Source organism: Paenibacillus sp. J22P15, from assembly GCF_056269345.1.
The window spans coordinates 1-26543 of record NZ_JBWDNT010000014.1; the positions used below are offsets into that span (position 1 = coordinate 1).

The following is a 26543-nucleotide window of genomic DNA, read 5'->3' on the forward strand; positions in this document are numbered from 1 at the left end:
TTTGACTTGCTCATTACTTTTTTATCGCTTTTTCTCACGATTCGTTAGAATCGTAAGGGCAGTTTATTACTCGTTGTTCAGTTTTCAAAGAGCAATCTATTCTTTCGTTTGTGTTGCTTGTTTTTCTTGTCGTCCGCGTGTTTCTCTCGGCCGGAATTAGAATATATCATGCACCCCTACAATTGGTCAAGCATTTATTTAAAAAAACTTTAAAAGAATTGTTTTTAGTCATTTTTCCATCAATAATATCCATTAATCCTAAAAACTTGAACGGAATCCCCTTCTTTATAAAAACGAGGGGATTGTTATAGAATAATAATGAAAGCAACCATTTTTCATTAACTACATATTAGGTCCGCTGGAGGGAACAACAAAATGTCATTTTCAGAAATCGATCGGATCCATGCCCTTCTGCCACAGTGGGTTGAATCAAGTAAAGAACTATGCAGCAGCGGAAAGGTCGCCTCTTATATACCCGAGCTTTCGAAAGCACCCATAGGCGCTTTAGGTATTCACATCATCGATTCTAGTGGTCATGTGATATCTGCAGGGGAAGCAGACTTGTCCTTTACAATGCAAAGTATATCTAAAGTTTTCACGCTCATACTGGCACTCATGGACAATGGCGAAGCTGTTGTCTTCGACAAGGTCGGCATGGAACCTACAGGAGACAACTTTAACTCGATGCTTAAGCTTGAGCTTGTACAGCCAGGTATCCCTTTCAATCCCCTCATTAATGCGGGCGCCATTGCGATCTCATCATTGATTGCGGGCGAGAATTCAGCTGAGAAATCTGCTCGTGTATTAGATTTCCTTCGGCTTCTTTCTAATAATAGCTCGCTAAGCTATGACATGGACGTTTATCGATCCGAAGCCGATACTGCCAACCTGAATCGCTCGATGGCCTATTTCCTAAAAGATAACGGTGTGCTTCAAGAATCCGTTGAGGACGTTCTTGAAGTTTATTTCCGGCATTGCTCCATAAGTGTCACCTGCGCAGACTTAGCTCAAATGGCGTTAGTGCTGGCGCATAATGGGAAAAACCCAATAACCGGAGTAGAGCTTATTCCCCGTCGTTATGTTCAAATCGCCAAAACGTTTATGGTTACTTGCGGCATGTATAATGCATCCGGCGAATTTGCAATCCAAGTCGGCTTGCCAGCCAAAAGCGGTGTATCCGGCGGTATCTTATCATTAGTACCTGGTCGATACGGGATTGGACTCGTTGGTCCATCACTAAATCGCAAAGGAAACAGTATTTCAGGCGTCGCTCTTCTGGAGTCCTTGTCTAATGAATTTGATTGGAGCTTATTTTAATCGATTAATAAAAAGAAGGATGTCCCTCTAGGCGATTAATATCGCTGGGTCATCCTTCTTGTTTACTACACCAGTTAAGGCTGCTCATTAATTAGCTTCACATTTTTGTTTAAAATGAAAAATTGCTCCGCCTTCTCGCGGTGCTCATCGGTAATTTGGCCGCTAAGTGCCTTATAGGCAATAAACACAGCTGTTGCATCATCGACAAAGCCAGCTACGGGAATGAAATCAGGAACAAGATCGAGCGGCAGTATCCAATAGGCAATCGCTCCAATAGCAGTTGCTTTAGCCGACAACGGAGTTTTGGGGTCAGCCGAGCAATAATACAGCGTTACAACTTCCTTAGCAAACGGCACCTTTGCTGCGTGTCGCTTTACCTTGGCCCAGAAACCTTCCTCTACATACTTCGCCTGCTTGTCATGGTCACCAATTTTTCCGACCCACTTATTTATGTCGACTTGCTCTAACGGTTTGTTTTCATTAGCATTCAGGGATGATTTAAGATCTTCATCCCTGACCTCATATGGGACAGCGTCTTCAATCAGCTTCGTACCGCAAGAGGAGCATTCTACAACCATCAGCCTGTTCGGATCGACATCGATTTCTTTTCCACAGTTGGCGCACTGGGCAATAGTCATACATCCCACCTCCTTCATATACCTAGTAATACTTCCTATCCACAAAAATAGTTACAATAAGGTTTCGATAAACGAATTAGTTTCATTCGTTAGGTTCGTTATTATTTAGCTGGCCGTTTACGAGTGAGCTATAGAAACCTTTTTGCCTCAAGAGCTCCGCATGTGGCCCCTTCTCCAAAATAGCGCCATCCCGCAGCACAATAATCTGGTCTGCTTGTTGAATGGTGTTGAGACGATGGGCGATGACGAAGCTTGTTCTTCCCTTCATCAGCCGCTGCAGCGCCTCCTGAATTTTGATTTCAGTAACGGTATCGATACTGCTTGTCGCTTCGTCGAGCACAAGTATTGAAGGATCAGCAAGAATAGCTCTAGCTATGACAAGCAATTGCTTCTGTCCTTGGCTAATACCGCTGCCATCTGATTTAAGGATTGTCTTATAGCCGTTTTTCAAACGTGAGATAAAGGAATGTGCATTCGCTAGTCTAGCTGCCTGCTCGACCTCAGAATCTGTAGCATCAAGCTTGCCGTAACGAATATTATCATGGATCGTACCCTCGAACAAAAAGGGATCCTGCAGTACAAATGCCATATGCGAGCGTAAATTTTCACGTTTAAGCGTACGCGTGTCGTGTCCATCGATCAGAATACTGCCAGAGCTCGGATCATAAAACCGGCATAAAAGCTGGATCAGCGTTGTTTTTCCCGCACCCGTTGGACCCACTAGCGCAATGGTCTCCCCTGGAGTTACTTCAAAGCATACATCACTAATCGTGGCGGTACGTCCTTCATATGCAAATGATACTTTTTCAAATACGACATTTCCTCTTACCTCAGCAATCTCACGAGCAGCTTTCTCATCCTTCCTCTCCTCTTCTTCGCTAAGTACTTCAAATACCCGCTCCGCACCTGCAACCGCAGATAACAAAGTGTTCCATTGATTAGCCAAATCATTTAGCGGACGTGTAAACTGTCTTGAATATTCTACAAATATTATGATAGTACCGACTGTAATTTGATCATTTAGAACAAATATAGCCCCAATACCTGCAATAATAGCAAAACTCAAATTGTTAAGCGCGTTCATGAGCTTTGGAATAAATCCAGATATCGTCTGAGCCCAGAAGCCCGAAACTCGAATACGTTCGTTACGTTCCTTGAAAGCGGCAATAACCGTTTTTTCCTGAGAAAAGGCCTTTACAATACGCTGCCCTGACAAGGTCTCTTCTATATAACCATTTATATCTCCAAGATTACGCTGCTGAGCCTTGAACAGTCGGCCCGTTTGCTTCGTAATCCATTTCATCCCAAATACCATTAGAGGCACGACAAGAAATGTAAGCAAGGTTAAGAGCGGACTTAGCGATAACATGACACTTACGGTACCAATCAGCAGAAGTATACTTGAAAACACTTGAATGACTGAGCTATTTAAAGATGAGCTGACATTTTCGATGTCATTCGTAACGCGGCTCATCAGTTCTCCATGCTGGCGTTTGCTGAAATACGGAATGGGCAGTCTGTGTAAATGATCAAACAATTGTACCCGCATGCGATAGACCGTTTTTTGCGAAATGGTGATCATCCAAATGCTTTGGAGCCACATAGTGACCGAGTGCAGCACATAAACAACAGCCATTAAAATAATAAAAATAAAAATTCCACTGTCTCGGTTTATTAAAAAACGATCAATCGCAGTTCCTGCCATATACGGGCCTAACAATGAAAAGCTAGAGCTCAAAATAACCATAACGATGACGGCAGCTAATCTTCCTTTGTACGCAATCAAGTAGCTCCACATTTGCTTCAGCGTTTGGGACATATTTTGAGCGCGAGGCTTCTGTTTGCCTTTTCCCTTGCCTTCTACTGCAGTCTGCTGCGCCCCTTCAACTAATTTCTCATACTGGAAAGGCTTCTTTAATTGTCTAAGCACTGGACACACCTTCCTTCCCGAACTGTGATTCGTAAATTTTCTGATACAAGCTGGAATCACGAAGGAGCTCCTCATGCTTACCATGTGCGAGCAATTCGCCTTCATCTAACAAGAGGATGGAATCAGCCGCTGCTGTTGAACTGATTTTTTGAGTGATGAGAAAGGTTGTGCATTTCATGATCTTAAGTGCCTGCAGCAGCGCTGCTTCGGTCTGTACATCAAGCGCACTTGTGCTATCGTCAAGCAGTAAAATAACCGGTTTTCTTACTAAAGCTCTAGCAATGGTAAGCCTTTGCTTCTGTCCCCCCGACAAATTAACGCCCTTCTGTCCCACAATCGTATCGTATTGCTCAGGAAGCTTCATAATCGTGTCATGAATTTGAGCTAGCTTAGCAGCTTCTACTATTTCTTCAAAGCTGGCATTCTCCTTGCCCCAGCGAATATTTTCTGACACGGAACCGGTGAAGAGCATTATTTCTTGCGGTACATAGCCTATCTGCTTGCGAAGCTGCTCGAGCTTCATAATACGATTATCATTGTCATCAACACGTATCACTCCTTCCTGTACATCGTACAGTCTAGGAATAAGTTGAATGAGCGAGGTTTTCCCAGAGCCTGTTGCACCCATAATGGCAATCGTCTCACCAGGTTTGACAGAGAATGATATGTCCCGCAGTACAGAGAGATCCGAATCAGGATATTGGAAGGTTACGTTCTCAAAGGACACGCTCCCGTCACGAAGCTTCACCGCCTCTTTACTGTCAGCCGTATCCGTTAAGTCGATGTCGGTGAGTACAACTTCTTCAATTCGTTGAGCCGATGCGCGTGCTCTCGAGAAATTGACTACAATCATAGACATGATCGACAATGCGCCAATGGTCCTCATCGCGTAGTTGAGGATGGCAATCACCTCACCAGCGGTCGCCCCGCCCTTATCCAGCTCGATCCTCCCGAACCAGAGCACTGCTATAACAATTCCATTCATAAATAGCAGAACTATAGGCATCGTAACCTCCGTCAAACGAAGTGCTGCGACAGTGCGATCCATCAATTGCTCACTCGAATAAGCGAATCGGCTCGATTCATGTTTCATCCGAACAAATACACGAATAATTCTCATCCCAATCAAATTTTGCTGCATAACATTATTAACTTGGTCCAGCTGCTGTTGAACTGAACGAAATAATTTTTCGCCCTTCTTTAACACCCAAAGAAGAAAAATTCCTAGAAACGGAATGACGGCAGCCAGCCAAATCGCTAGCTTAGGCTGTACGATAAACGCCATTATAATGCTTCCGATGACAAGCAGCGGGGCACGAAGCATTATTCGCAGACCCATAAATACAGTATTTTGCAGCTGTGAAACGTCATTTGTAAGTCTAGTAATGAGTGAAGATTCCGGAAAACGATTAAAGTTAGCAAATGAAAACGATTGCACTTTTTCATACAGTCGTTCTCTTAAATCAAACCCAAAGCTTTGGCTCACATGAGAGGCGTAGAAGGAGCTAAGTATACCTACAGCAAAAGCAATAATAGAACAACCAATTAGAAAGCCGCCCCATTTAAGTACTACCGACAGATTATTCATTCCAATACCATCATCAATAATTTTGGAAATGATAAAAGGCTGCAGCAGCTCCACCATGAGCTCCACCAGCATGAGCAGCAGAGCTGCATAAGCAGCAAATCGGTATTTTTTGAGAAAGGTGAACATCGTCAGCATCTTTGTTCCTCCGAGTAGTAATGGCTTTTATTAGCGATCATACTCATTATATCTGCTAGATAAGAAAATGGCATGCGGGATCATTAAATTCCAATCGGATTGGAAGCATGAAATTGTAGCGATGTTGCGGAGGGACTGCGCCAGTTCAAGGCAGCTAAGCTGCCCTAAACACTGCGCGCATCTTCGTAAAATACTCGAAACAAAATATCATGATTGTAGTTTCCAAAGCCTTTTCCGTACAAAGTTAAACCACCTACATGAATAGCATCCTCTTTGACACCTATACGGAATGTCCAGAAATTACGCTCGAGACCAATTTCCCCGATTCTGATGGATGACATATGCTGTCCGTCAATGAAGGTGCCGTCCTCTTGAATGCGAATCACCTTAAGCAGCCCGTATTGATTGACACGATCTCCCCACCATGCCGGTGAGAATCGCCCTCTTACTTCGCCATAATCACCAGGGCTCGTCCACATACCGATATCCATCCCATTAAGCGAGAAATCAATGTCCGATGGCCAGTTATCGTTGACGCCTGGCGCTTCTGAACCCAGCTCAAGTGTTATTTCCAGCGCTACTGGACGTTGTCCCGCAAGCAAATAATTCGGCACCTTGTATTCCACATAACCTTTGCCGAACCATAGAATACCTGCGTTCATACGCTCTGGCTCCAAGAAGAATCGCGGGTCATCAAATTGTCCAATCAACTTATCTACCGTAGCAATGCCACAAGTTGGAAACACCTCAAACTCCGTAAAATGTCCTACTGGCACGCTAACGTCGTGTACCTTCTTCACATTTTGAGCCTTGTGCGGCAGCTCGATCGTGATCGTATGCTCGGCGAGTTTACAAATTTTATGCGTGCCGCCTTGCTTGCGAACCATCTTCGTCTGTACGATGCCCGCTTTCTCCAGCTTCCGAATATGCATCGTTACGATCGCACTGCTTAGACCGATAGCTTCAGCGAGTTCCTTCACGTTCATCATGTTTTCAGCAAGCAAATTAATGATAGAGAGTCTAACCGGGCTAGCTAATGCTTCATATAATGGCAGCCATGTTTCATCTGTATTGGCATTTATCATCTTTGTCGCCTCCTTTCTCTATTCTATAATAATAGAAGGGCATCACAAAAGCCGCAATTGCGGCTTTCGGATCCCCTGTTTGTTTACTTATAGTTTAATACGGATAACGTTCCACGATGCCTTACTAAGTGAAGCTTCAATTTTCCCGCCATTTGCGAGAGCAGCATTGCCTGAGGAGTGCGGTGTTACGCGGTTAGGCGACTCTGCTGTGTTCGTCATTTTCAAATCCTCATTCTCAAGCACGATATGTTCGATAATTTGGAAAGATCCAAAACTGCGCAAATCGATTTCAAATGGAAGCGAATCTTCGATGTTACGGTTCACAGCAAAGATCGTTACTTCCTCTTTCTCTTCGTTATGAACAGCAACCGTCTCCAAGTAAGGCACGTCTGTAAAATCCTTCGTATCCTGCTTTGGAGATTTCACAAGCGGTACCAGCACCGTTCCGCGACCGAACACACTTGCATGCATGTATGGATAATAAATCGTTTGTTTCCAAGCAGGACCGCCATTTTGCGTCATGATTGGCGCAATAACATTAACAAGCTGCGCAATACAAGCCATTTTAACACGGTCAGCACGTTTAAGCATACTGATCAGCATACAGCCGACAACTAGCGCATCTTCATGATTATAAACATCCTCAAGCTGCGGAGGCGCAATTTGCCATGGGTCCAGCTTCTGATCTTGTGAATGGGAATGGAACCAGACGTTCCACTCATCAAAGGAAAGGTTAATTTTCTTCTTGCCGCGTTTCTTCGCTTGCACATAATCACAGGTTGAAATAACCGTATTAATGTAGGAATCCATACTCATGGATTGCGCAAGGAAGTTATTTGTGTCGTTATGAGGGTTCCCATAATATTGATGAATGGACACATAGTCAATCGTATCGTATGCAAGGTCGAGTACAGTAGCTTCCCACTCTGGGAAAGTCGGCATACCTATATGCGAGCTTCCGCAGGCGACAAGTTCAATAGCGGGATCAACCCATCGCATCGCTTTCCCGGTTTCGTTAGCAAGGCGACCATATTCTACCGAAGTTTTGTGTCCGATTTGCCAAGCTCCGTCCATTTCATTGCCAAGACACCAGGTTTTCACATTGTGCGGATCCTTGTAGCCATGGTGGATACGAAGATCACTCCAATAAGAACCAGACTTATGGTTTGAATACTCAATCAAGTTGCGTGCTTCATCAATGCCCCGAGTACCGAGGTTAACTGCCATCATCGCGTCTGTATTCGCTTTCTTACACCAGTCCATAAACTCATTAAAACCGATCCAGTTTGGTTCAATCGTTCTCCAAGCAAGCTCAAGCCTTTTTGGACGCTGGTCTACAGGACCGACTCCATCTTCCCAGTTGTAACCGGATACAAAATTACCTCCTGGATACCGAACGATTGACACAGCAAGTCCTTTGACAAGCTCAAGCACGTCAGAGCGAAAGCCCTGCTCGTCCGCATGCGGATGATCTGCTTCATAAATACCACCATAAACGGCACGTCCGAGATGCTCTATGAATGAACCGTATATACGTTTATCTACTTCCCCAACTTGAAAATCCTTATCCACTATCATTGTCGCTTTGTTTGTCATGATCATCCACCTCACCTGAATTAATAGTTTCATTAATTAGTTAGTTAATCATTTATAGAAATTTCTATTAACATTTAACTATAGGTTTTAGATTAATTCAAGTATTAATTTTAAACTGTTTGGAATAATGTATTTATTAATTCAAACTTGCGCGTAAGATCGTAGTTTCAACTTAAGGCAAAGCTTAAAGCTAACATAAAATATAGTTCAATTTTCCTACTATTTATCATTTGTTTCTTGAGTTAGCCCTCTTTTTAGACTACTATGGAACTATAAGATATTTCCTTTGTTTCAACACTACGGCAGGAGTTGAGAACATGAGCAGTAACATACGCTCACTAGAAGATGCAGCCGACCATATCATCGACACCCTGAAGCACTTTCTACAAATTGATACACTATTGGTATCTACTATGGATTGTAATGAAAGCAGAATCATCCGGGCGTTCAACCGTCATGAGGATTCCATAAATAACATTTCGCAATTGCCTTTGTTAAAAAGTTATTGCAATCTTGTTCTGAAGCAAGCTTCATCCATACTCAGTATCCCGAATATATTCGATGATCAGCGCACTGCTGCTTTGCCCATCACCCAGCATCTTGATGCAGTTTCGTTTGTTGGAATCGCTATAAGAACAGCTGACCAAGTACCAGTTGGTACGATATGCGCTTTTCACAGAGAGCCCATTCTTATGGACGATAATCAGCTAAGCTTCCTCAAATCGATGGCCTCTTTTTTCGGATATATTGTTGATCTAGAAAATGTCAGCGTCACAGACAGCTTAACTGGCTTATACAATCGACGTTATTTAACCGATTTATACCGTAATGGATTGGACAAGCAGTTTAGGGTGATGTTTATTGACATCGATGATTTCAAAGAGGTAAATGATTCGTTCGGTCATAACTTTGGAGATCTTCTTTTGCTCCAAATTGCCAGAAGACTTAAACAAGGCGTTAGAAAAACCGATATCCTTGTCAGATATGGCGGAGATGAATTTGTGATCTGCTTTCAACACTTGGTGGATAACCACGACATCGATTTAGTTGCCAGAAAAATAAAAAAATCCATCAGTGAACCATTTTTAATTGATGGGCATACGATTCATGTTTCTGCTAGCATCGGTGTCAGCTCGACACATGGCGCTGCTAACAGCCTAAAAGAGTTAATCAGCGATGCTGATCTGGCTATGTATGATAATAAGCAAAATGAAAAAAACTTTGATAAGTCGGACCCGCTTTGAGCTCAAACTCTAAGTGGTCGACCTCAAAGTTTTTTTATTATTTTTGGAACAGTCAATCCCGCGCTCATCGTCATATCCTTGCCCACCTTCTCATACACATGGTATGAATCGTATTTTCGAATGCGGAGGGATAACGGATGAGACAAGATGAAATGCGCGCGCTGGAGCGATCCATTGATGAGATAACAGAAATATCGCAAATGCGATTCGACTGGAGGATAAAAAAAACCGGTCGAGATTGGTATCTCACCGGCTGATTGTATTTGTTATTCCAGACTAAACAATTTAGTCATTGGCACCTGCAAATTTTTAAATACGACCGATTGAATCATTTCCTGCTCCGTATACAAATGACGCACCTGGTAACTGCCATCCTGCAGCGCATACACATGAACCGTTCGATTGCCGGGATCAACAATCCAATATTCCTGCACCCCATACTTCTGATATAAGTTGAACTTCTCATTAAAATCCTTTAATGCCGTTGATGGCGACAGCACTTCAATGATTATGGTCGGCGCACCGTGACAGCCGTTCTTGGATATTTGATCCTTCGAACATACGACCGAAAGATCAGGCTGCGTGACGTGATCAGGTATCTTATAATCCTCACTCTCGCTGAAGAACACATCAAATGGAGCAACGAACACATAGCAGCTCCGATTCTGAAAGAAAGTCCTCAGAGCGAAATGAAGCTCACCAACAATAAATTGATGCAACGAGGTCGGAGCCGGCGACATATTATAGGCTTTGCCGTTAATTAACTCCCAAGTTCCGTCCCAGGTCAGCCAATCTTGATAGGTGTGAATTTTCTTCTCATCCGGATTTGACACGATGTTCGACCTCCTTCTGATTTTACGTATCATATTAATCTAATTGTAACATGATCAAGCAGATCGTTGCTATTTTTACTCATTCATTACCATAAGTATTACCAAATAATATGAAATCTTTGGAGGTATATTAATGAGCCCAGATGAGATTCGAGCATTAGAGCGATCCATTGATGAGATAACAGAAATTGCGAAAGGTTTTGGATTAGACTTTTATCAAATGCGCTATGAGATTTGTCCAGCAGAAATCATTTATACATTTGGAGCCTATGGTATGCCGACAAGATTCAGTCATTGGAGCTTCGGAAAAACATTCAACAAAATGAAGCTTCAATATGATTTTGGCCTGAGCAAAATTTATGAGCTCGTCATTAACTCCAATCCCTGCTACGCGTTTCTTCTTGAAGGAAATTCATTAATTCAAAACAAACTCATCGTCGCTCATGTACTGGCTCACTGTGATTTCTTCAAAAACAATGCTCGCTTTGGCGTTACCAATCGCAACATGGTCGAGAGCATGTCCGCTACAGCCGACCGCATTCATCAATATGAAATGGATCATGGCACAGAAGCGGTGGAGAAATTTATCGATGCGATTCTTGCTATTCAAGAGCATGTCGATCCAACCCTTATTAAACCCTATCAACTAGATAAGAAACGTTATATCGAAATGGTGCAAAAGGACAGCGAGCGCTCGGAATGGAATATTCCCGCTTCCTCTTATGATGACTTGTGGAATCTGGACCCAGACCGGACGGCTGCTGCTGCATCAGCCGCTCAGTCTCAGGCCGCTGACGCGAAGCGGTTTCCGCCACGCCCAGAAAAAGATCTCATCTGGTTCATTGAGGAGTATTCCCCTACTCTTCAGGATTGGCAGCGTGATATCCTGTCCATGCTTCGTGATGAGATGCTCTATTTCTGGCCGCAAATCGAGACCAAAATCATGAACGAAGGCTGGGCTTCCTACTGGCATCAGCGCATAATTCGCGAGCTTGATCTCACCAGCGACGAAACGATAGAATTCGCTACGCTGAACTCCTCTGTCGTCCAGCCGTCTCGCCATAGTCTGAATCCTTACTATTTAGGATTAAAAATATTCGAGGATATCGAGCGCCGCTTCGATAATCCAACGAAAGAAGAACAAGCACGCTTCGGACGCGTTCCCGGCAAGGGCAGGGAAAAAATGTTCGAGGTGCGTGAGCTGGATTCCGACATCTCCTTCCTTCGCAATTACTTGACTAAGGATTTGGTTAACGACCTCGATCTCTACATTTTCGAGAAAAAAGGCCCTGAATGGAAAATTACCGATAAGTCATGGGAGAACATTCGCGATCAGCTCGTATACTCCAAAGTAAATGGCGGGTTTCCCAGCTTGATGGTTAAGGATGGGGATTTCAATCGTGTGGGTGAGCTTTATCTGATTCATGAATACGAGGGTATGGAGCTTGATCTCAAATATGTAGAGCGCACGCTTCCTCATGTTGTTCAACTCTGGGGCAAAAACGTGCATTTAGAGACTTTCGTTGAGGATAAGAAGATCGTGTTTAGCTGTGATGGGAAAAAGACGAGTAGGAAGTTTGTTTGATTTTTACGGATATTGTGATTTAACTCGGCCATGATGAGTTATCATGCATAATGCTTATATAAAGAACCCGATCTAATTCGATCGGGTTTTCTATTTTTCGGCCAGAAGGGGCGAGGGGTGGCACCTCCCTCTAAAATTCGGGAATCGGTACATTTTCTTGTCATCCGACAATCTAAGGACAGCGAGCGCTCGGAAAGGAATATTCCCGCTTCCTCTTATGATGACTTGTGGAATCTGGATCCTAATCGAACGGCTGCTGCTGCATCTGCCGCTCAATCCATTGTTTCCTGATCTGTGAAATGATCACTCTTAATTTGTCGAAGCCGGTTTAACGCCGTTTCGGTCCATGGGGCTATCAATTACAACTCACCATGCTTCACCATTTCAAGCAAATCATCTGTCAAGTACAGCTTACCTTGCTTAATGTCCTTCTCGGATGTTTCAATCATCTGGCGAATATCCGGATCGGAATCCAGTTCGTCTACCGGGTTGTAGACTTCATATACCAAACCGGCAATACGAATAAATTCCTTATGATTTTTCTCATACGATTCTATGACGGTGCCATCAGGAGCTTTTAGACTAAAATTCATCTTTGCAACCTCCTTTGAAGAAATCGTTATGCCTGCTGAACATAACACTAATAGCTGAATTATAGCATATTGTCACCTTCATCAATGCTCGGTAGCTCATTCCTAAAGCTTCCACTGACCTTTGTCTTAGATCGAATAACTTCGAAGGTGAATTTAACTCCTTGTGTACAAGTAACATAACTAACCGTACTCAAAATTTCATAATTAAATTAGTTGTAAGCTTTGCTTTCAGTTTCGTTCTAGATTTAGGGTATGTGGCAAATATTTTGGGGGTATACAGGTAAGTAGAAGAACGCCTTATGACAGAACAAGAAAAGTCAAAGCAAACACCCTTTGGAAACACCGTTTACGGCCTGTTGCTCTTATACAAGGATTTGAGAACTTTATAGATGTCGTTGAACATGCTTACCCAAGGAATTGGCTGCCTTAAAAAGTCTAAAACGCTCCCTGCAACAATGGATTACTGGACACCAATAATAGCCGAGGAGTAAGATCATGAAATTTTCTAAATTATTGAAACCATCGTCTGAGAAAAGTGCTGCAACAAAGAAGACAAATGAGAAAGAGCCACTGCAATCAAGCCTTAAATTAAACATACAAAAGGTGCATGATACTTTCGGCAACAGTACGGATATCGTTGTCCGCGAGGTTCAAATCAAACCCGGAAATCAGCTGTTGGGGGTATTTTATACCGATGGCTTGGCGGATAAAAAAGCGATCAACGATTTTATAATGGAATCGGTGATGCTGGATACTGGTGCGTCGGAGCAGTTTTCGTCGCCCCCGGAAGCCATACAAGCTTTGAAGAACCACGCCCTCACGATCGGCGATATCAAAGAGGTTACTGATTTTGATACGTTATGCCATTCGGTTTTGTCCGGAGAGGTCGTCTTCCTGCTGGACGGGCATGCGATAGGAGTAGCGGCCTGTACACAGGACTGGCAAGACCGCGGGGTAACCGAACCTTCGACCGAATCCGTCATTCGCGGACCGCGCGAAGCGTTCTCCGAAACGCTGCGCACGAATACCGCCTTGCTTAGGCGTAAAATTAAAGACCCGAATCTGTGGTTAGAAACCAAACAAATCGGACGGGTGACCAAAACCAATGTAGCAATAATGTTTATCAAAGGAATAGCGAGTGAAGAAGTGGTCGAAGAAGTTCGCACGCGTTTGGACCGGATCGACATCGATAGTATCCTGGAAAGCGGCTATATCGAAGAATTGATTCAAGACGAAACATTCACTCCTTTTCCGACCGTTTACAATTCGGAACGCCCGGATGTCATTGCAGCCGAGCTGTTGGAAGGAAAAATCGCCATTCTGGTAGATGGAACCCCATTCGTTCTAGTCGTCCCGGCTTTGTTTATTTCCTTCTTACACGCCGCGGAAGATTATTACCAGCGTGCGGATATCAGCAGCCTTGTTCGAATCCTTCGCTACGTCGGTGTGATGATCTCGTTACTGGCTCCTTCACTATATGTCGCGATTACGACGTTTCATCAGGAAATGCTGCCCACGCCTCTGCTGCTCAGTTTGGCGGCACAGCGGGAAGGTGTTCCCTTTCCCGCCATCATCGAGGTGCTGGTCATGGAACTAGCCTTCGAGATCTTACGGGAAGCCGGTCTTCGCATGCCAAGAACGATTGGTCCTGCGGTATCGGTCGTCGGAACTTTGGTCATTGGACAGGCGGCCGTAGAGGCGGGAATTGTATCTGCAGCGATGATCATCGTTGTCGCCATAACGGCCATTAGCAGCTTTGTATTTCCTTCCTACAGCATGTCCAACGCCTTCCGTATTCTTCGGTTCCCGATGATGGCGCTTGCCGCTTCCTTTGGGTTGTTTGGAATTATTGTCGGAATCATTGCAATTGTGCTCCATCTGTGCAGTCTTCGCACGTTTGGGGTTCCCTATATGAGTCCTTTTGCTCCGATGATACCTGTTGATCAAAAGGATGCTGTTATCCGGTTGCCATGGTGGGCCCTATTTTCCCGCCCTCGCCTCATCAATCAGACGAATGTGAATCGCGGAAAAAATACTCCGCCTCCGAAACCAAAACCGCGAGAATGAGGGTCGAATGTTTTAAGAAGGAGTTGTACCGTGAAACGAAATACGTTCTTGTTATCTTTTGTTCTTATCCTGCTGATGTTTGTGACCGGATGCTGGAGTCGCCGTGAGCTCAATGATCTCGCCATTGTGGGAGCTATCGGTATTGATAAAGTAGGGGGCAAATATGAGGTTTCCGTCCAAGTCATCGATCCGAGTGAAGTATCCTCAAAGAAACCAAGCAGCGGTCGAACGCCGTCCGTGATGTATAATGCGAGAGGAGAAACGGTGTCTCAGGCCGTCAGAAGAATGGCAACGGTTGTCCCAAGGCAACTCTATTTTTCGCATACTCGGATGCTTATTTTAGGGGAACAGCTGGCGAGGGAAGGCATCCGCGATACGCTTGACTTTATGTCGAGGTACTACGAGTTCCGAACGGACTTTTACATTGCTGTATCGAAGGGATCGACAGCAAGAGAAGTATTGGGGTTCTTAACCCCCTTGGAAAAACTCCCGGCGAACAAAATGTTTAAATCGCTTGAGGTCTCTAATAAAATTTGGGCACCGACCGCTACCACCCATTTGGATGAGTTGGTTTCTGATCTCATTAGTGAAGGAAAACATCCGGTATTGAGCACCATCCAGATTAAGGGCGATCGTAAACAAGGCGCAAGCAATAAAAATTTGGAAAAAATCGATTCTCCCGCTAATTTGATATACACGGGAATCACAGTGTTTAAAAAAGATAAACTACTTGGCTGGCTTAACGAAAAGGAAAGCAAAGGGTACAGCTATATCAACAATAAAGTGGAACGAACCGTCGGTGTTATAGCATGTCCCGGCGGAGGTAAAATATCGAACGAGGTGATCCGCTCGGAAACAAAAGTGAAAGGAAAAGTTGAAAACGGTCATCCCAAAATTGATATCGATATTCGAATCGAACAAAATGTGCAGGATGTGGGATGCAATGTCGACTTAACGAAGCCGGAGACGATAGCCGAATTGGATAAGATAGCGAATCAAAAAGTTGAGAATATAATCAAACAAACGATCGAAACTGTACAAAAGAAGTATAAAGTCGACATTTTCGGATTCGGTGAAGCTATTCATCGTGCCGATCCCAAGGCATGGGCGAAGTTGAAAAAAGATTGGGACCAGTATTTTACCAACGATTTGCAGGTAAGTGTGAATGCGGATATAAACACACGTCGTTTAGGGACCGTATCGAATTCTTTCCTGCATGAAATGAAGGAGTAGTCGAGCATGTGGGCGATCTTAGGAATTCTCGCGGCAGCCGCCGCCATCTTCATATTCGAAGCCCCTGCGCTATTCAGAAAGCAGTTAATAAAGGAACTGTGGGTATTTTCAGCCTTGCTCGTAATAGGAATCGGCTTAAGCATATCATTGAGTTTACATGTTAAGCTTCCGAACCCCCTCGACTGGTTGACCGTCATTTACCGACCGTTTAGTGATTTCTTAGAGAGCGCCTTGAAATAAGGAAGAATCGCCCTCCATAGCATGAGCGTTTATGCATCAGGTACATCATGTTTGTGAGCGTTGAATGAAAAGGGTGAAAGTCCATGCAGGGGAATAAGAAAATATCGACGAGTCAATTTATAATCGTCGTAACTTTATTTACAATTGGGAGTGCGATCTTAAACGCACCATCAGGTCTAGTTTTTAATGCCAAACAAGATGCTTGGATTCCCGTATGCGTTGGAATACTGATCGGATTATTGCTTATATGGTTGTATAACACCCTTTGTGCCCGGTTTCCCTCGAAGACGTTGGTTGAAATAAATGAAATACTGTTAGGAAAATGGTTGGGTAAATTCGTTTCTTTTATTATAAGTTTTAGTTTTCTTCTTGCCGCTTCGGCTCTCTTGTTTTTTTTAGGAAACTTTCTGACCACACAGATCATGACTGAAACACCTATTGAAACGATTCTAATTATTTTTACATTAATTATCGTTCAAGGGGTACGTCTCGGAATTGAAACGATCACACGTGCAGCCGAATTAATATTTCCTTTGTTTATTATCCTATTTATTACTCTTATCCTTTTTGTTTCTCCTCAAATCGATTTTCTAAAACTGCAGCCTGTTTTGGAGACGGGGATAAAACCGATAATATCATCTACTTTATTGATTTTAAATTTTTCTTCACTGCCGCTTATCAGTCTATTAATGATTTATCCTGCCCATATTAATCAACCGAAACAAGCAGCAAAAGCTTTCTTTGCAGGACATATTATGGGTGGAGTTGTTCTATTAATCATTACTCTTTTATGTATTCTAGTACTTGGTGTTGACAATTCGGAAAGGCAGTTGTATCCAAGTTATGTGTTAGCGAGAAAAATCAACGTGGGAGGTTTTATTCAACATATAGAAGCCATACTCGCTACACTATGGTTTATTACTCTCTATTTCAAAATTACACATTATTTTTATGCTTCTGTATTAGGACTTGCGCAAACGTTCAATATAAAAGAATACCGGCCGCTTTCATTGCCGTTAGGCATAATATTAGTGGTCACTTCTTTAATCATGTACCCCAATGTTACATATGAACGGACAGCGAGTATGGAAGCTTGGACTCCTCATTTGCTAACAATAGGGCTTCTTCTACCGCTATTGTTGTTAGGCGTGGCTATCATACGAAAAAAAAGAACAATCACGAAATGAGCTAGGCTCGGCTTGGGGAGACAATCGAACGGTTCAGAAGGGAAGTCAACGGAGATGCTCGAAAAAGGCAAAATCGGAATACGTCAATTTACCATACTTGTTGCTCTAAATACGATTGGAGATGCAATCTTGGTTTTGCCGTCCGTACCTGCAATTGAAGCCAAACAGGATGCGTGGATATCCACTATAATAGGATTGGCCATTGGCCTGCTGATCGTTTATCTATTTACGATTGTTGGCAGGCTCCATCCAAACTTAACTATAGTTGAATACAATGAAAAAATTTTGGGCAGATGGTTTGGAATAGCCGCATCTCTATTTTTTTTGGCTTATCCCTTCATCTCTGTCGCGGCACATCTCAGGGAAATTAGTGATTTTATGACAACACATATCATGCCGGAAACCCCTGTTCAAGCTATTAGTATCTTATTTCTAACTATTATTGTTATGGGGGTAAGATTGGGGATTGAAACTTTATCGCGTGCAGCGGAAATATTATTCCCCTGGTTTATCTTATTTTTTCTGATGTTCGTCCTTTTTCTATCTCCTCAAGCGGATATACATAACTTGCTGCCGGTCTTTGAGGATGGAGTAAAGCCGGTAATACGCGGATCTATTACATCCATTGCTTTCCCCTTCGCGGAACTTGTCGTTTTATTAATGATATTTCCTTATGTGAATCAGACTAGTCAGATAACAAGAAGCTCCATATTGGGAGCTCTGATAGGAGGAATCATATTAATAACGCTAATCTCTCTTTGCGTTCTCGTACTTGACGCGGATCTTGTTGCGCGAAACTTATATCCCAGTTTTTCCGTAGCCAAAAAAATAAATATTGGAGGATTTCTGGAAAGAGTTGAGGCGCTATTGGCTATTATGTGGTTTATCACGACCTATTTCAAGATAACCCTTTATTTTTATGTATTCAATTTGGGATTCGCTCAGGTGTTAAGACTTAGAGAATATCGGTTTTTAACCTTGCCTTCGGGCATGGTGCTGGTTGTATTATCAATTGTGATGGCTCCCAATATAACCTACTTCAATAAAGTATTATCTACATACTGGCCACTTATGGACTTCACGTACAGTATACTTTTCCCTTTATTGTTGTTAGTCGTATATGCCCTGAGAAAAAAGTTCAAAAGGAACAATAATACGAACTAACCTATTAAACAACATTGTCCACATTGACTCCCTCGATTGAATAAGGTAAATTTATTATATATTTTAGTATACTATATATAATAAAGGAGAGAGCTTTACATGATACATGAACAACCTGATCAATTTACAGACATAACGATTATTGGAGGCGGTCCTGCGGGGATGTTCGCTGCATTTTATGCAGGTATGCGTCAAGCAAGCGTAAAAATCGTTGACAGTATGCCTCAGCTTGGCGGGCAGCTGGCCGCTTTATATCCGGAAAAATATATCTATGATGTTGCTGGCTTCCCTAAGGTGACTGCCCAGCAGCTTGTAAATAATTTAAAAATCCAAATGAACCATTTCCCTGTGCAAATTTGCCTCGAAGAGAAAGTTCATCACGTTATTAAGAAGGACGAGCATCATTTTGAAATCGTCACTGACAAAGGCACACACTATAGCAGGTCAGTTATTATTACTGGAGGTGTAGGCGCTTTTGAACCGCGTCGGTTAGAGCTTCCAGAAGCAAAACAGTTTGAGAATTCGAACCTGCAATATTTTATCAAAGACTTAAATCAATATAGCGGCAAAAGCGTTATCATTAATGGAGGCGGAGACTCTGCAGTTGACTGGGCGCTGATGCTTGAGCCCATCGCAAAAGAGGTTACACTCATTCACAGACGGGACAAATTCCGTGCTCATGAGCATAGCGTTGAAAATCTGATGAAATCAAACGTAAATGTCGTTACGCCAGCGGAGATTACAGCACTGCATGGAGAAGACCATATCGAGAAAATAACGATTACTGCTCACAAAACAGGTGAAACACGCGACATTGCTTGCGACGCTCTCATCGTTAATTTTGGTTTCATCTCATCACTTGGTCCGATTTTAGAATGGGGATTGGAAATTGAGAATGGTTCCATTGTTGTTGATACTCGAATGGAGACGCGTATTAAAGGGATATTTGCAGCAGGTGATATTACAAGCTATCCAGGAAAAATCAAGCTCATAGCTGTCGGATTAGGCGAAGCCCCTACTGCAATTAACAACGCGAAGGTTTATTTAGATCCAACCGCCAAGCTTTCCCCTGGTCATAGCAGTAACTTAAAGCTTTAGCAGTTATCCGAATTATCGTTATCAGCAAAAAAACAAGAACAGTGAGATATTAATAACCTCTCACTGTTCTTGTTTTTTTCTCTTTTTAATGGAATAAGTACATCTTCGTTCGCCCTTAGCAAGACAATCCGTTCTTGAAACCTCTACATCACCCAGCATCGATTCAAACAACTTGAGCTCACATTGGCAGGCGTGCTGATATTTGGTCGCCACTTGCTCAATGGGACAATTATTTTCTGTTAATATAAATTGTTCATCATCGATCTTTTCCAATTCCACCATATAACCGTTCTCGTTTTGAATTTCTGCAAGTGCCATCACTCGATCTTCAAGAGCTTTGCTCTGCATTTTCGACTCGTGTTTTTTAATCATTTTATTTTTACGACCCTCAAATAGCGACTCCACAGCTGATGTGCCTAATTGTTCAGTAAGCTCATCTAGCAATTCAAGCGTTAACGTATCATATTTTCGCGGAAAAAAACCATCGGCGTGCTCCGTTAAGCAATAAACCGCTGTAGGTCTACCCATTGATTGTCTTATCGTCTTCGAGGAAATGAGATTATCTCTTTCTAACGATTGGATATGACGTCTGACAGCCATGACGGTAATTCCTAACTCTTCAGTTAGATCCTTTGTGCTTAAGCTGCCTTTCGTCTTTAGAAGCTGAACAATATATTCTCTAGTTGAAAGCTGTCCTTGTTCTATATCGGTCATACCTTATCACCTACCAATAATCGTTACATATAATTGCAATCATTTTATGAATTAACGAAAAAATGAGCAGATACTTTCAATCTTTCTAAGACTGCTTGTCGAAGCGGCTCTGATTCAACGGTTTCTTCAAGTGCTCGGCTCATACAAGACAACCATGCTTCAGCATGTTCTGTCGTTATTGTAAACGGCATATGGCGAGCCCGCATTCTTGGATGACCATTTTGCTCTGTATATAAGTCTGGCCCTCCGAAAAATTGACTTAAAAACAATTCCTGCTTATCCATAACCGAAGAGAGGTCCGGCGGAAATAGAGGCGCCAATAAAGGGTCCTTCTGTACTTTTGGATAAAAGGATTCAACTATTTTACGTATCCCAGGCTGACCGCCTAGTTCATCGAATATGATCATAAGTAACCTCCAACCTATTAATAACTATATTTTATATATTTTTATCGATAAAGTATATGATGAATTATTTCAAAAAAGCTAGGCCGCTATTCAGCAGACTAGCTTTCATTATTGTATATCATGGTTGCTCCAAAATGTTGCCGTTATCCTCGGTTTTAGACTCGATGCTTGTCGTTGACTTCATTAATTCCGTTACCGTTACGAATTCAAATCCCCTTTTATCCAGCTCGAACAAAATCGTGTCCAAAGCTTTGACTGTCTGCTGAGAACCTGGGATATAATCATGCAGCAGTACGATATCACCGTTTCTCGCATTATTTAACACTTTGTTTACGATTTTGTTTACGCCCGGGCTTCTCCAATCATTCGTATCTTGATGCCATGACCACAAAATCGTTGTATAACCTAATGTTTTGGCAACTTGAATCATTTTTTCATTGTAGTAGCCTCCGGGCGGGCGAAATAACAGCGGTTTTTTACCTGTTAATGCCTCTAGTGCATTTTCTGTTTGTACAATTTCATCACGAATGGTCGCTTGGCTGATTGACTTCAAGAAATAAACATGATTAAACGTATGATTTGCTACCTCATGTCCCTCTGCGATCTCTCGTTTAATCGTCTCTGGATAACGTTTAACCTTGTTGCCTAACACAAAGAACGTTGCTTTCGCATTATATTTTTTCAATAAATCAAGTATAGCTTCCGTTGTTTCCGGATAAGGACCATCGTCAAAGGTCAAGGCAATTTTCTTGTCTTCCGTTGGAACCTCCCATACAATTTCTCCCCTCTTCTCATAAAAAGAACGATCCCGTCTATCCGGATTAGAGAATCCCGCTAAGAACACGAGCACGAGCAGCAATAGTAGGCCACGCTTACTGATTAACAACAAATTTCCTCCTAGCAGCTTATCGATATGTATGGTTAGAGTGTAACGGCAGCTCCCAAGGAGCTGCCGTCTGCAACGATTTATTAACGCAAAGGAGCGGTTAACGCGTTACCGATATCTCTAATCATAATGGTTACATCATTGCCTAATGTCTTCAATGGATGACCATTTGTTATGCTAGTGTTCATCGTTTGAATTTTTTTATGCATGTTTTGATCCGATGTTACATGAATGTTGTACTGTGGATATTGACCTTTTAAAGCAGCATACACTTGTTTCTCAATAATTGCTTTTTTACCCATATTGTCACAATCAATACCTACGATTGCATCTTTATTATGAATAACGACCGTCGCTTTTTTCACACCGCTAACCTTATTAGCACGATTAGCTAATTGGTTTTCATTTTTTGCAGGATGAGTACTATTCATTCGGGTATCATTTCTATTTACTGTTCCATCGATTCCATCAACTCCGTCTACCCCATACGTATGATTAGTACCGTAAGGATTAGTCGTACCATAAGGAGTAGCCGTATTCGTTAATGGGTCCACACCATACGCTCTGTTATCCAAATTGTTTATTCTTCGATCAGTCGTAGTAGTGCCGTAAGGGACGATTTTATTCTCGGCCTTATTCTCAAGACGATGCATATCATTTTTAACTCTCATCATTTTTTGATTTCCAGTATGATAAGTACCACACGCCGCTATCGAAAAACTAAATGCAAGCACCATAGCTGAAGTCATAACTGGTTTTAAATATTTGTTCACTACAAAACACCTCCTGTTTGATGCTTATAACTTGTGCTAAATGAGATCATTCATACATGGGACTAAATGAGAAAGGAGCATCCCGATTACGGAATGCTCCTTCAGCAAGTACCCTTACTCTATAATTTTTCTCGCTAACAGTGCCAAATCGTCGATATTAATGATACCGTCGTTTGTTACATCTGCGTGCTTCACTTGCTCCCAATCCGGACTAGCTGAATCTTTGCCGTAGTTCGCAGCGACTAAAGCAAGATCGCCGATCGACACTTTACCATCATGGTTTACGTCTCCAGGAATGCCTGCAGGCGCCGCTGTTACTTGAAGACGGAAGTTTGAGACCTTCGCCTCCGTCTCTGTTCCCTGATCATTACCCATGATCATTTTGGATACCGCTATGCTGCTATCTTTCGTTTCTGTCACTGTCTTAGCTTTAAATACAAGCTCTAATAGCTGTGCATCTCCTGTAATGGCATGAGCAGAACCTTCGCTAACCATAATCATCCGAACTTGCCCAGGTGTATCGTTCACAGAATCCAGCAGGGTGACTCCATCTTTCAGTGAATTCGAGGTTACAAACTCAAGCGTACTCGAATCATATTCCAGGTTAATGTCAAGCGCATAGACGCTTTCTGTCACACTCTTTAAGCCGAGCTGCACAGTGAACGGCTGGCCTCCGGCGACAGAAGCGGCACCCGTCAGCTCTGTGTATGCTCCTTCAGGAGTCACCACTCCACCCGTTCTTTTTACCGGTATCATCTCGTGAATCAATGGCATTACAGCCCCATTCCAAGCAAGCTTAACTTCCAGCACATTCGTATACTTAGACGTATCAATCAAGTTGTACGACTGTGACAATGTACCCGCTTGATGCCAGCCTTTGCTGTCTCGAATCGAAACCTCCGCATTCGAGATTGCGAGCGGGCTTTGCATAATAATGACGCTGCCAAGCTCGGTTTCATTCGATAGCTTATAATTCAGTACGCCTGAGCCTGATGCAGATACTGGCGCATAGAAAGTCGACAGCTTATGGTCAATGGCTTGATTTGCTTCATTTCCGAGCAGCCCTTGCGGGTTTGCTTGAATAGAAGCATTTTCTCTTCCTGCGTTTGGCAATCCTTCATTAATGATAATCTCATTTAACGCAAGCCACGTGGAATCATTTACAGTAGAAATTAGCCTTACGTATCTAGCTGGTTTGTTATCCACCTGTACTCTTTTAAACCGATAAGGAACCTCATGCTCAGGGAAATTCAAGCTCCGGTCATTGGGATTGTTAAAGCTGTGAATCGTTTCCCATGTCTTGCCGTCAACGGAGATCTGAAGATCGCCTTTTCGGAAATAATCTCCTTCTCCATCGCCGATCACACCAGCTGCATTTTGCACATTAACGATCCCGCCCAAGTCCACTTGAACATATTTGCCAAGCCTTTGTTCTCCACCGAACCAAACTTTGCTTTCTAGCTTTCCGTTAAAAATATCCTGCAGATTTCCTTGATAGACGCTCTCATAATTATGAGTAACTACAGGATCGGAGAACTTATTCAGCTTTATCGTTAAGCGGCTTAAATCAAATGAAATGGAGTCATTCCCTTTATTGATTAATCGGATATATGCGGCATTGTTATAAGGTCCGCCAGACGTAACCGCGCTCCATTCAACGCCATTTTCCGATGATTCAAGCACTGCCTCTGTCGTGCTGCTCTCTATCGAAATATTTGAGATCTTCTCGATAGTCGGCAGTTTAATCCCTACATACTGTGATGGTTCAAGCGTAACTTGGCTCAGACTATTTAGCCCAATGATAGATGCTTCAGATGCGGTGACGCCTGTTTGCTTCAGTCCGTCCACATTCGTATAAACGACTGCTTTTCCTTTGCCCGCATTAACCGTAAACTCCCTAACAGCTGTCCACAAGTCAGGCTTTCCTCCAGGAATTCCTGCATGTGTCAAACGGTATCTAACGTATCTTGCTTCCAAATCAAGCTCGTTAGCAACGATCTTAAAGCCGGATCTTTCCTCGCCAATAGCTGTCCAAGCCTGCTTGTCACTCGAATATTCCAAGATTCCTCTTTGGAAAATATCATGATCGGTGTCCGTTCTGCCCTGCGTGATCGCAATATCTTGAACCTTAATCGTTTTGCCAAAATCGATTCCATACCAGTCGCCGTTTTTTTGCAGCGTTTGGAAATAGATCGATGTCGTGTTGTCCCCATCTATCATTTTGTTTAAGCCGGATGGTGAACCATAGGAGGTCATTGCCATCGGAATAACAAATTCAGGATCAATCGCCGTATAAATTTGCGCATCCAGCTTAGCAATTAACTGTTCTGCAAAGGGGACCAGACGCTTAGCTCCTGCTTCTACCGTTACATCGGGAAAGTTTAATTTCTTAATCGTAACCTTCTTCGATTCCGACATCGCATTTGTCGCTTTAGCCAATCCTTCCCAAGCTGAGCTGAGGTCTCCCTTCTGAAGCGCAATCGCCGATTGGATGACCGATTTGCTTGACTGAGCGACATAACGCAAGCCATCCAGCCATGGGTTAATTTCCTCAACCATATTCGCATTTTGACTTTTTTCTCTAAACGATGAGATGGCCTGCAGCACATGATTAAACTCAGTAACTAATCGCTGTCCCACCTCTTCAACGGATTGCTCGCTCGCGAATCGGCTTAAAAACAGCTCTAGATCAGCCTTTATATTTTCTGATTCCCCAAGCACCAGTCCATGCCCGCTTGGTGATGGATCGCTCAGATGATACGCGATCGTCTTAAGCTCCGCTGCAGCCTCCGGCGCAACGTAATCGAATGAGTTCAGCCAGCTCTCGTCGCTGTTGAAGTCATCCACGTTCCATGTATAATCCGCAACCGCGAACAATGCGATTTTGGATAGCTCAGCATGCCCCATTGGGTTGGATACAACACCGGAAATATTATGCGTGCCCGGTTTGAGTACTTCCGCCTTGCCGAGCAGCAGTCTCGAATCCTTATAGTCGTTAACTGGCCAGTTCAGCCACACATATGGATCTCTGCCATGAGCGTCCTTCGGCCACTGCATATCTGTTGTGTTTACCGTTCCAACAACGCCTCTTCCCGTCCACATAATTTCTACATTTTCCGGAACGTTCCTTAATGCTTGCAGGTAAGGCTTGCCCGTCTCGCCGGTCCAGCCTTGATTGTAAAAGGGCGGGCAATAGATCAATGATTTGACATCACCCTTTGATTTGACCCAATTAGCGACATCCGTAATCAGCTTCACATGTTTGTCCTTGTCGGTCAAAGATTGCGAGGTGCTGATATCGTCCATGAACAGGCCGAATTGGCGGACGCCCACGCTGTAAAGCTGGTTCAGCTTAGCAAGCAGCGTTTGCAGCTCAGCGTCGTAATTATTCCAATTGATCATGTTGAAGCCGGGATGGATCGCCCATACAAATTGCGTTTTAGATGCATGGCCGACATCAACAAGCTCTTTGATTTTCGTAAGTTCATTTGCCGGGTAAAGTGTTCGCCAAGCGGAATTATGATACTTATCGTCCTTTGGCGCAAAAATATAGGAGTTCATTTTAAATTGACCGCCAAATTGCATTAAGCTCATACGATCCTCATGCGTCCACGGAAATCCATAGAACCCTTCGATGAATCCGCGCCACTTCGCGTCGGAATAGTCTTCGTATTTCACTTTTTGAATGCTTTTTGCAGCCATTTGGTCAAAAATCATTTTCAAGGTCGCAAGCCCATAATAAGCGGCATCCGTATTCGCCCCTAATATTGCGATGCTTCCAGCCTGCGATGGCTTTTGGTCTATATCCAAAACGTAAGCGTCATTTTTTTTGAAAATTTCAGCATCATACGCGACATTTTGATTAAAAAAATCGCTTACATTACCATTCGAGTTTCTTGTGCCGATAAGAATATTCGTTTTGTCAGATACAATCGACTCCGAACGAGTTACATCAATAGATTTTGCTGCTAAAATGCTAGAAATAAAGTTAGTCGTTGGTGCATCAATCGCATCCTCAATAACGAGGTTCACTTCATCCGTAATTGTGAAGCTGGAGCCTTGATAGGTTTGATTGTGAGGCAGCGGATAAACCTCATAACGGCCATCGTTGGCCATGGTCGAGGCATCATTCGATGTTGCGGCGTAACTCACCAGGTTTGAAAATACAGTAGTTAGCATAAAGAGTGCAGTTAGCAGGCTAATCGTCTTTCTGGACATTTGCTTATTTCC

The 26543-nt window shown here is 43.1% G+C and carries 23 protein-coding genes; 11 read left to right on the forward strand and 12 right to left on the reverse strand.

Features of this window, described 5'->3' with window-relative positions; all coding sequences use genetic code 11:
• The first annotated feature begins 375 nt into the window (after positions 1-375).
• The gene (gene glsA, locus AC0YN6_RS22225; RefSeq protein WP_475749567.1) at positions 376-1317 is read left to right on the forward strand and encodes a glutaminase A; all 942 of its coding nucleotides are present in this window, start codon (positions 376-378) and stop codon (positions 1315-1317) included.
• 74 nt (positions 1318-1391) lie between these two features.
• Here glsA and AC0YN6_RS22230 read toward each other — a convergent pair whose 3' ends face one another.
• From AC0YN6_RS22230 to arfA, 5 genes are all read right to left on the reverse strand, one after another.
• The gene (locus AC0YN6_RS22230; RefSeq protein WP_475749569.1) at positions 1392-1955 is read right to left on the reverse strand and encodes a DUF1232 domain-containing protein; all 564 of its coding nucleotides are present in this window, start codon (positions 1953-1955) and stop codon (positions 1392-1394) included.
• Between the two features lie 82 nt (positions 1956-2037).
• Positions 2038-3885 carry an ABC transporter ATP-binding protein gene (locus AC0YN6_RS22235; protein WP_475749571.1) on the reverse strand — a complete coding sequence of 616 codons (1848 nt, stop codon included), beginning with the start codon at positions 3883-3885 and terminating at the stop codon, positions 2038-2040.
• Entirely contained in the window at positions 3878-5608 is a 1731-nt protein-coding gene (locus tag AC0YN6_RS22240) for an ABC transporter ATP-binding protein (RefSeq protein ID WP_475749573.1), read from the reverse strand. The genes AC0YN6_RS22235 and AC0YN6_RS22240 overlap by 8 nt, the downstream gene beginning before the upstream one ends.
• Before the next feature lie 164 nt (positions 5609-5772).
• A complete protein-coding gene (locus AC0YN6_RS22245) occupies positions 5773-6693 on the reverse strand; it encodes an ArsR/SmtB family transcription factor (protein ID WP_475749574.1) in 921 nt (306 codons plus the stop codon).
• An 87-nt stretch (positions 6694-6780) separates the two neighbouring features.
• Positions 6781-8289, reverse strand: a complete 1509-nt coding sequence (gene arfA, locus AC0YN6_RS22250; protein WP_475749576.1) for an arabinosylfuranosidase ArfA — start codon at positions 8287-8289, stop codon at positions 6781-6783.
• Between the two features lie 317 nt (positions 8290-8606).
• Between arfA and AC0YN6_RS22255 the strand changes: the two genes are divergently transcribed.
• Both AC0YN6_RS22255 and AC0YN6_RS22260 read left to right on the forward strand, forming a co-directional pair.
• Positions 8607-9533, forward strand: a complete 927-nt coding sequence (locus AC0YN6_RS22255; protein WP_475749577.1) for a sensor domain-containing diguanylate cyclase — start codon at positions 8607-8609, stop codon at positions 9531-9533.
• Positions 9534-9670: 137 nt separating this feature from the next.
• On the forward strand, positions 9671-9790 hold the full coding sequence (locus AC0YN6_RS22260) for a hypothetical protein (protein ID WP_475749578.1): 120 nt from the start codon (positions 9671-9673) through the stop codon (positions 9788-9790).
• 9 nt (positions 9791-9799) lie between these two features.
• Here the strand turns inward: AC0YN6_RS22260 and AC0YN6_RS22265 are convergent, their stop codons facing one another.
• Entirely contained in the window at positions 9800-10366 is a 567-nt protein-coding gene (locus AC0YN6_RS22265) for a Uma2 family endonuclease (protein ID WP_475749580.1), read from the reverse strand.
• Positions 10367-10499: 133 nt separating this feature from the next.
• Here AC0YN6_RS22265 and AC0YN6_RS22270 point away from each other — a divergent pair, with 133 nt between their 5' ends.
• On the forward strand, positions 10500-11951 hold the full coding sequence (locus AC0YN6_RS22270; RefSeq protein ID WP_475749582.1) for a SpoVR family protein: 1452 nt from the start codon (positions 10500-10502) through the stop codon (positions 11949-11951).
• Positions 11952-12068: 117 nt separating this feature from the next.
• A complete protein-coding gene (locus AC0YN6_RS22275) occupies positions 12069-12242 on the forward strand; it encodes a hypothetical protein (RefSeq protein ID WP_475749583.1) in 174 nt (57 codons plus the stop codon).
• Positions 12243-12310: 68 nt separating this feature from the next.
• On the opposite strand, the gene AC0YN6_RS22280 is transcribed toward AC0YN6_RS22275, so the two are convergent.
• On the reverse strand, positions 12311-12544 hold the full coding sequence (locus AC0YN6_RS22280; RefSeq protein ID WP_475749584.1) for a hypothetical protein: 234 nt from the start codon (positions 12542-12544) through the stop codon (positions 12311-12313).
• Positions 12545-13039: 495 nt separating this feature from the next.
• Between AC0YN6_RS22280 and AC0YN6_RS22285 the strand changes: the two genes are divergently transcribed.
• The 6 genes from AC0YN6_RS22285 (at position 13040) to AC0YN6_RS22310 (ending at position 19533) form a co-directional block, all read left to right on the forward strand.
• The gene (locus tag AC0YN6_RS22285) at positions 13040-14611 is read left to right on the forward strand and encodes a spore germination protein (RefSeq protein WP_475749585.1); all 1572 of its coding nucleotides are present in this window, start codon (positions 13040-13042) and stop codon (positions 14609-14611) included.
• A 30-nt stretch (positions 14612-14641) separates the two neighbouring features.
• On the forward strand, positions 14642-15844 hold the full coding sequence (locus AC0YN6_RS22290) for a Ger(x)C family spore germination protein (RefSeq protein ID WP_475749586.1): 1203 nt from the start codon (positions 14642-14644) through the stop codon (positions 15842-15844).
• 6 nt (positions 15845-15850) lie between these two features.
• A complete protein-coding gene (locus AC0YN6_RS22295; RefSeq protein ID WP_475746308.1) occupies positions 15851-16084 on the forward strand; it encodes a hypothetical protein in 234 nt (77 codons plus the stop codon).
• Positions 16085-16167: 83 nt separating this feature from the next.
• Entirely contained in the window at positions 16168-17271 is a 1104-nt protein-coding gene (locus AC0YN6_RS22300; protein WP_475749587.1) for a GerAB/ArcD/ProY family transporter, read from the forward strand.
• Positions 17272-17325: 54 nt separating this feature from the next.
• Entirely contained in the window at positions 17326-18435 is a 1110-nt protein-coding gene (locus AC0YN6_RS22305) for a GerAB/ArcD/ProY family transporter (RefSeq protein WP_475749588.1), read from the forward strand.
• 99 nt (positions 18436-18534) lie between these two features.
• Entirely contained in the window at positions 18535-19533 is a 999-nt protein-coding gene (locus tag AC0YN6_RS22310; protein ID WP_475749589.1) for an NAD(P)/FAD-dependent oxidoreductase, read from the forward strand.
• A 60-nt stretch (positions 19534-19593) separates the two neighbouring features.
• On the opposite strand, the gene AC0YN6_RS22315 is transcribed toward AC0YN6_RS22310, so the two are convergent.
• The 5 genes from AC0YN6_RS22315 to AC0YN6_RS22335 form a co-directional block, all read right to left on the reverse strand.
• Entirely contained in the window at positions 19594-20247 is a 654-nt protein-coding gene (locus AC0YN6_RS22315) for a helix-turn-helix transcriptional regulator (protein ID WP_475749590.1), read from the reverse strand.
• Between the two features lie 44 nt (positions 20248-20291).
• Complete coding sequence (locus AC0YN6_RS22320) at positions 20292-20654, reverse strand: globin domain-containing protein (protein WP_475749591.1); 363 nt, start codon at positions 20652-20654, stop codon at positions 20292-20294.
• 118 nt (positions 20655-20772) lie between these two features.
• Positions 20773-21540, reverse strand: coding sequence for a polysaccharide deacetylase family protein (locus AC0YN6_RS22325; RefSeq protein WP_475749592.1), 768 nt, complete (start codon positions 21538-21540; stop codon positions 20773-20775).
• A gap of 83 nt (positions 21541-21623) precedes the next feature.
• The gene (locus AC0YN6_RS22330) at positions 21624-22313 is read right to left on the reverse strand and encodes a YhcN/YlaJ family sporulation lipoprotein (RefSeq protein WP_475749593.1); all 690 of its coding nucleotides are present in this window, start codon (positions 22311-22313) and stop codon (positions 21624-21626) included.
• Positions 22314-22427: 114 nt separating this feature from the next.
• On the reverse strand, positions 22428-26531 hold the full coding sequence (locus AC0YN6_RS22335; protein WP_475749594.1) for a beta-N-acetylglucosaminidase domain-containing protein: 4104 nt from the start codon (positions 26529-26531) through the stop codon (positions 22428-22430).
• Between the last annotated feature and the right edge of the window lie 12 nt (positions 26532-26543).

Excerpts from the sequence above, each read along its gene's own strand:
- glsA (WP_475749567.1), top strand. The coding sequence starts at position 376 with ATGTCATTTTCAGAAATCGATCGGATCCATGCCCTTCTGCCACAGTGG.
- AC0YN6_RS22230 (WP_475749569.1), bottom strand. The coding sequence starts at position 1,955 with ATGACTATTGCCCAGTGCGCCAACTGTGGAAAAGAAATCGATGTCGAT.
- AC0YN6_RS22240 (WP_475749573.1), bottom strand. The coding sequence starts at position 5,608 with ATGCTGACGATGTTCACCTTTCTCAAAAAATACCGATTTGCTGCTTAT.
- AC0YN6_RS22245 (WP_475749574.1), bottom strand. The coding sequence starts at position 6,693 with ATGATAAATGCCAATACAGATGAAACATGGCTGCCATTATATGAAGCA.
- arfA (WP_475749576.1), bottom strand. The coding sequence starts at position 8,289 with ATGACAAACAAAGCGACAATGATAGTGGATAAGGATTTTCAAGTTGGG.
- AC0YN6_RS22255 (WP_475749577.1), top strand. The coding sequence starts at position 8,607 with ATGAGCAGTAACATACGCTCACTAGAAGATGCAGCCGACCATATCATC.
- AC0YN6_RS22260 (WP_475749578.1), top strand. The coding sequence starts at position 9,671 with ATGAGACAAGATGAAATGCGCGCGCTGGAGCGATCCATTGATGAGATA.
- AC0YN6_RS22270 (WP_475749582.1), top strand. The coding sequence starts at position 10,500 with ATGAGCCCAGATGAGATTCGAGCATTAGAGCGATCCATTGATGAGATA.
- AC0YN6_RS22280 (WP_475749584.1), bottom strand. The coding sequence starts at position 12,544 with ATGAATTTTAGTCTAAAAGCTCCTGATGGCACCGTCATAGAATCGTAT.
- AC0YN6_RS22285 (WP_475749585.1), top strand. The coding sequence starts at position 13,040 with ATGAAATTTTCTAAATTATTGAAACCATCGTCTGAGAAAAGTGCTGCA.
- AC0YN6_RS22295 (WP_475746308.1), top strand. The coding sequence starts at position 15,851 with ATGTGGGCGATCTTAGGAATTCTCGCGGCAGCCGCCGCCATCTTCATA.
- AC0YN6_RS22300 (WP_475749587.1), top strand. The coding sequence starts at position 16,168 with ATGCAGGGGAATAAGAAAATATCGACGAGTCAATTTATAATCGTCGTA.
- AC0YN6_RS22305 (WP_475749588.1), top strand. The coding sequence starts at position 17,326 with ATGCTCGAAAAAGGCAAAATCGGAATACGTCAATTTACCATACTTGTT.
- AC0YN6_RS22310 (WP_475749589.1), top strand. The coding sequence starts at position 18,535 with ATGATACATGAACAACCTGATCAATTTACAGACATAACGATTATTGGA.
- AC0YN6_RS22315 (WP_475749590.1), bottom strand. The coding sequence starts at position 20,247 with ATGACCGATATAGAACAAGGACAGCTTTCAACTAGAGAATATATTGTT.
- AC0YN6_RS22320 (WP_475749591.1), bottom strand. The coding sequence starts at position 20,654 with ATGATCATATTCGATGAACTAGGCGGTCAGCCTGGGATACGTAAAATA.
- AC0YN6_RS22335 (WP_475749594.1), bottom strand. The coding sequence starts at position 26,531 with ATGTCCAGAAAGACGATTAGCCTGCTAACTGCACTCTTTATGCTAACT.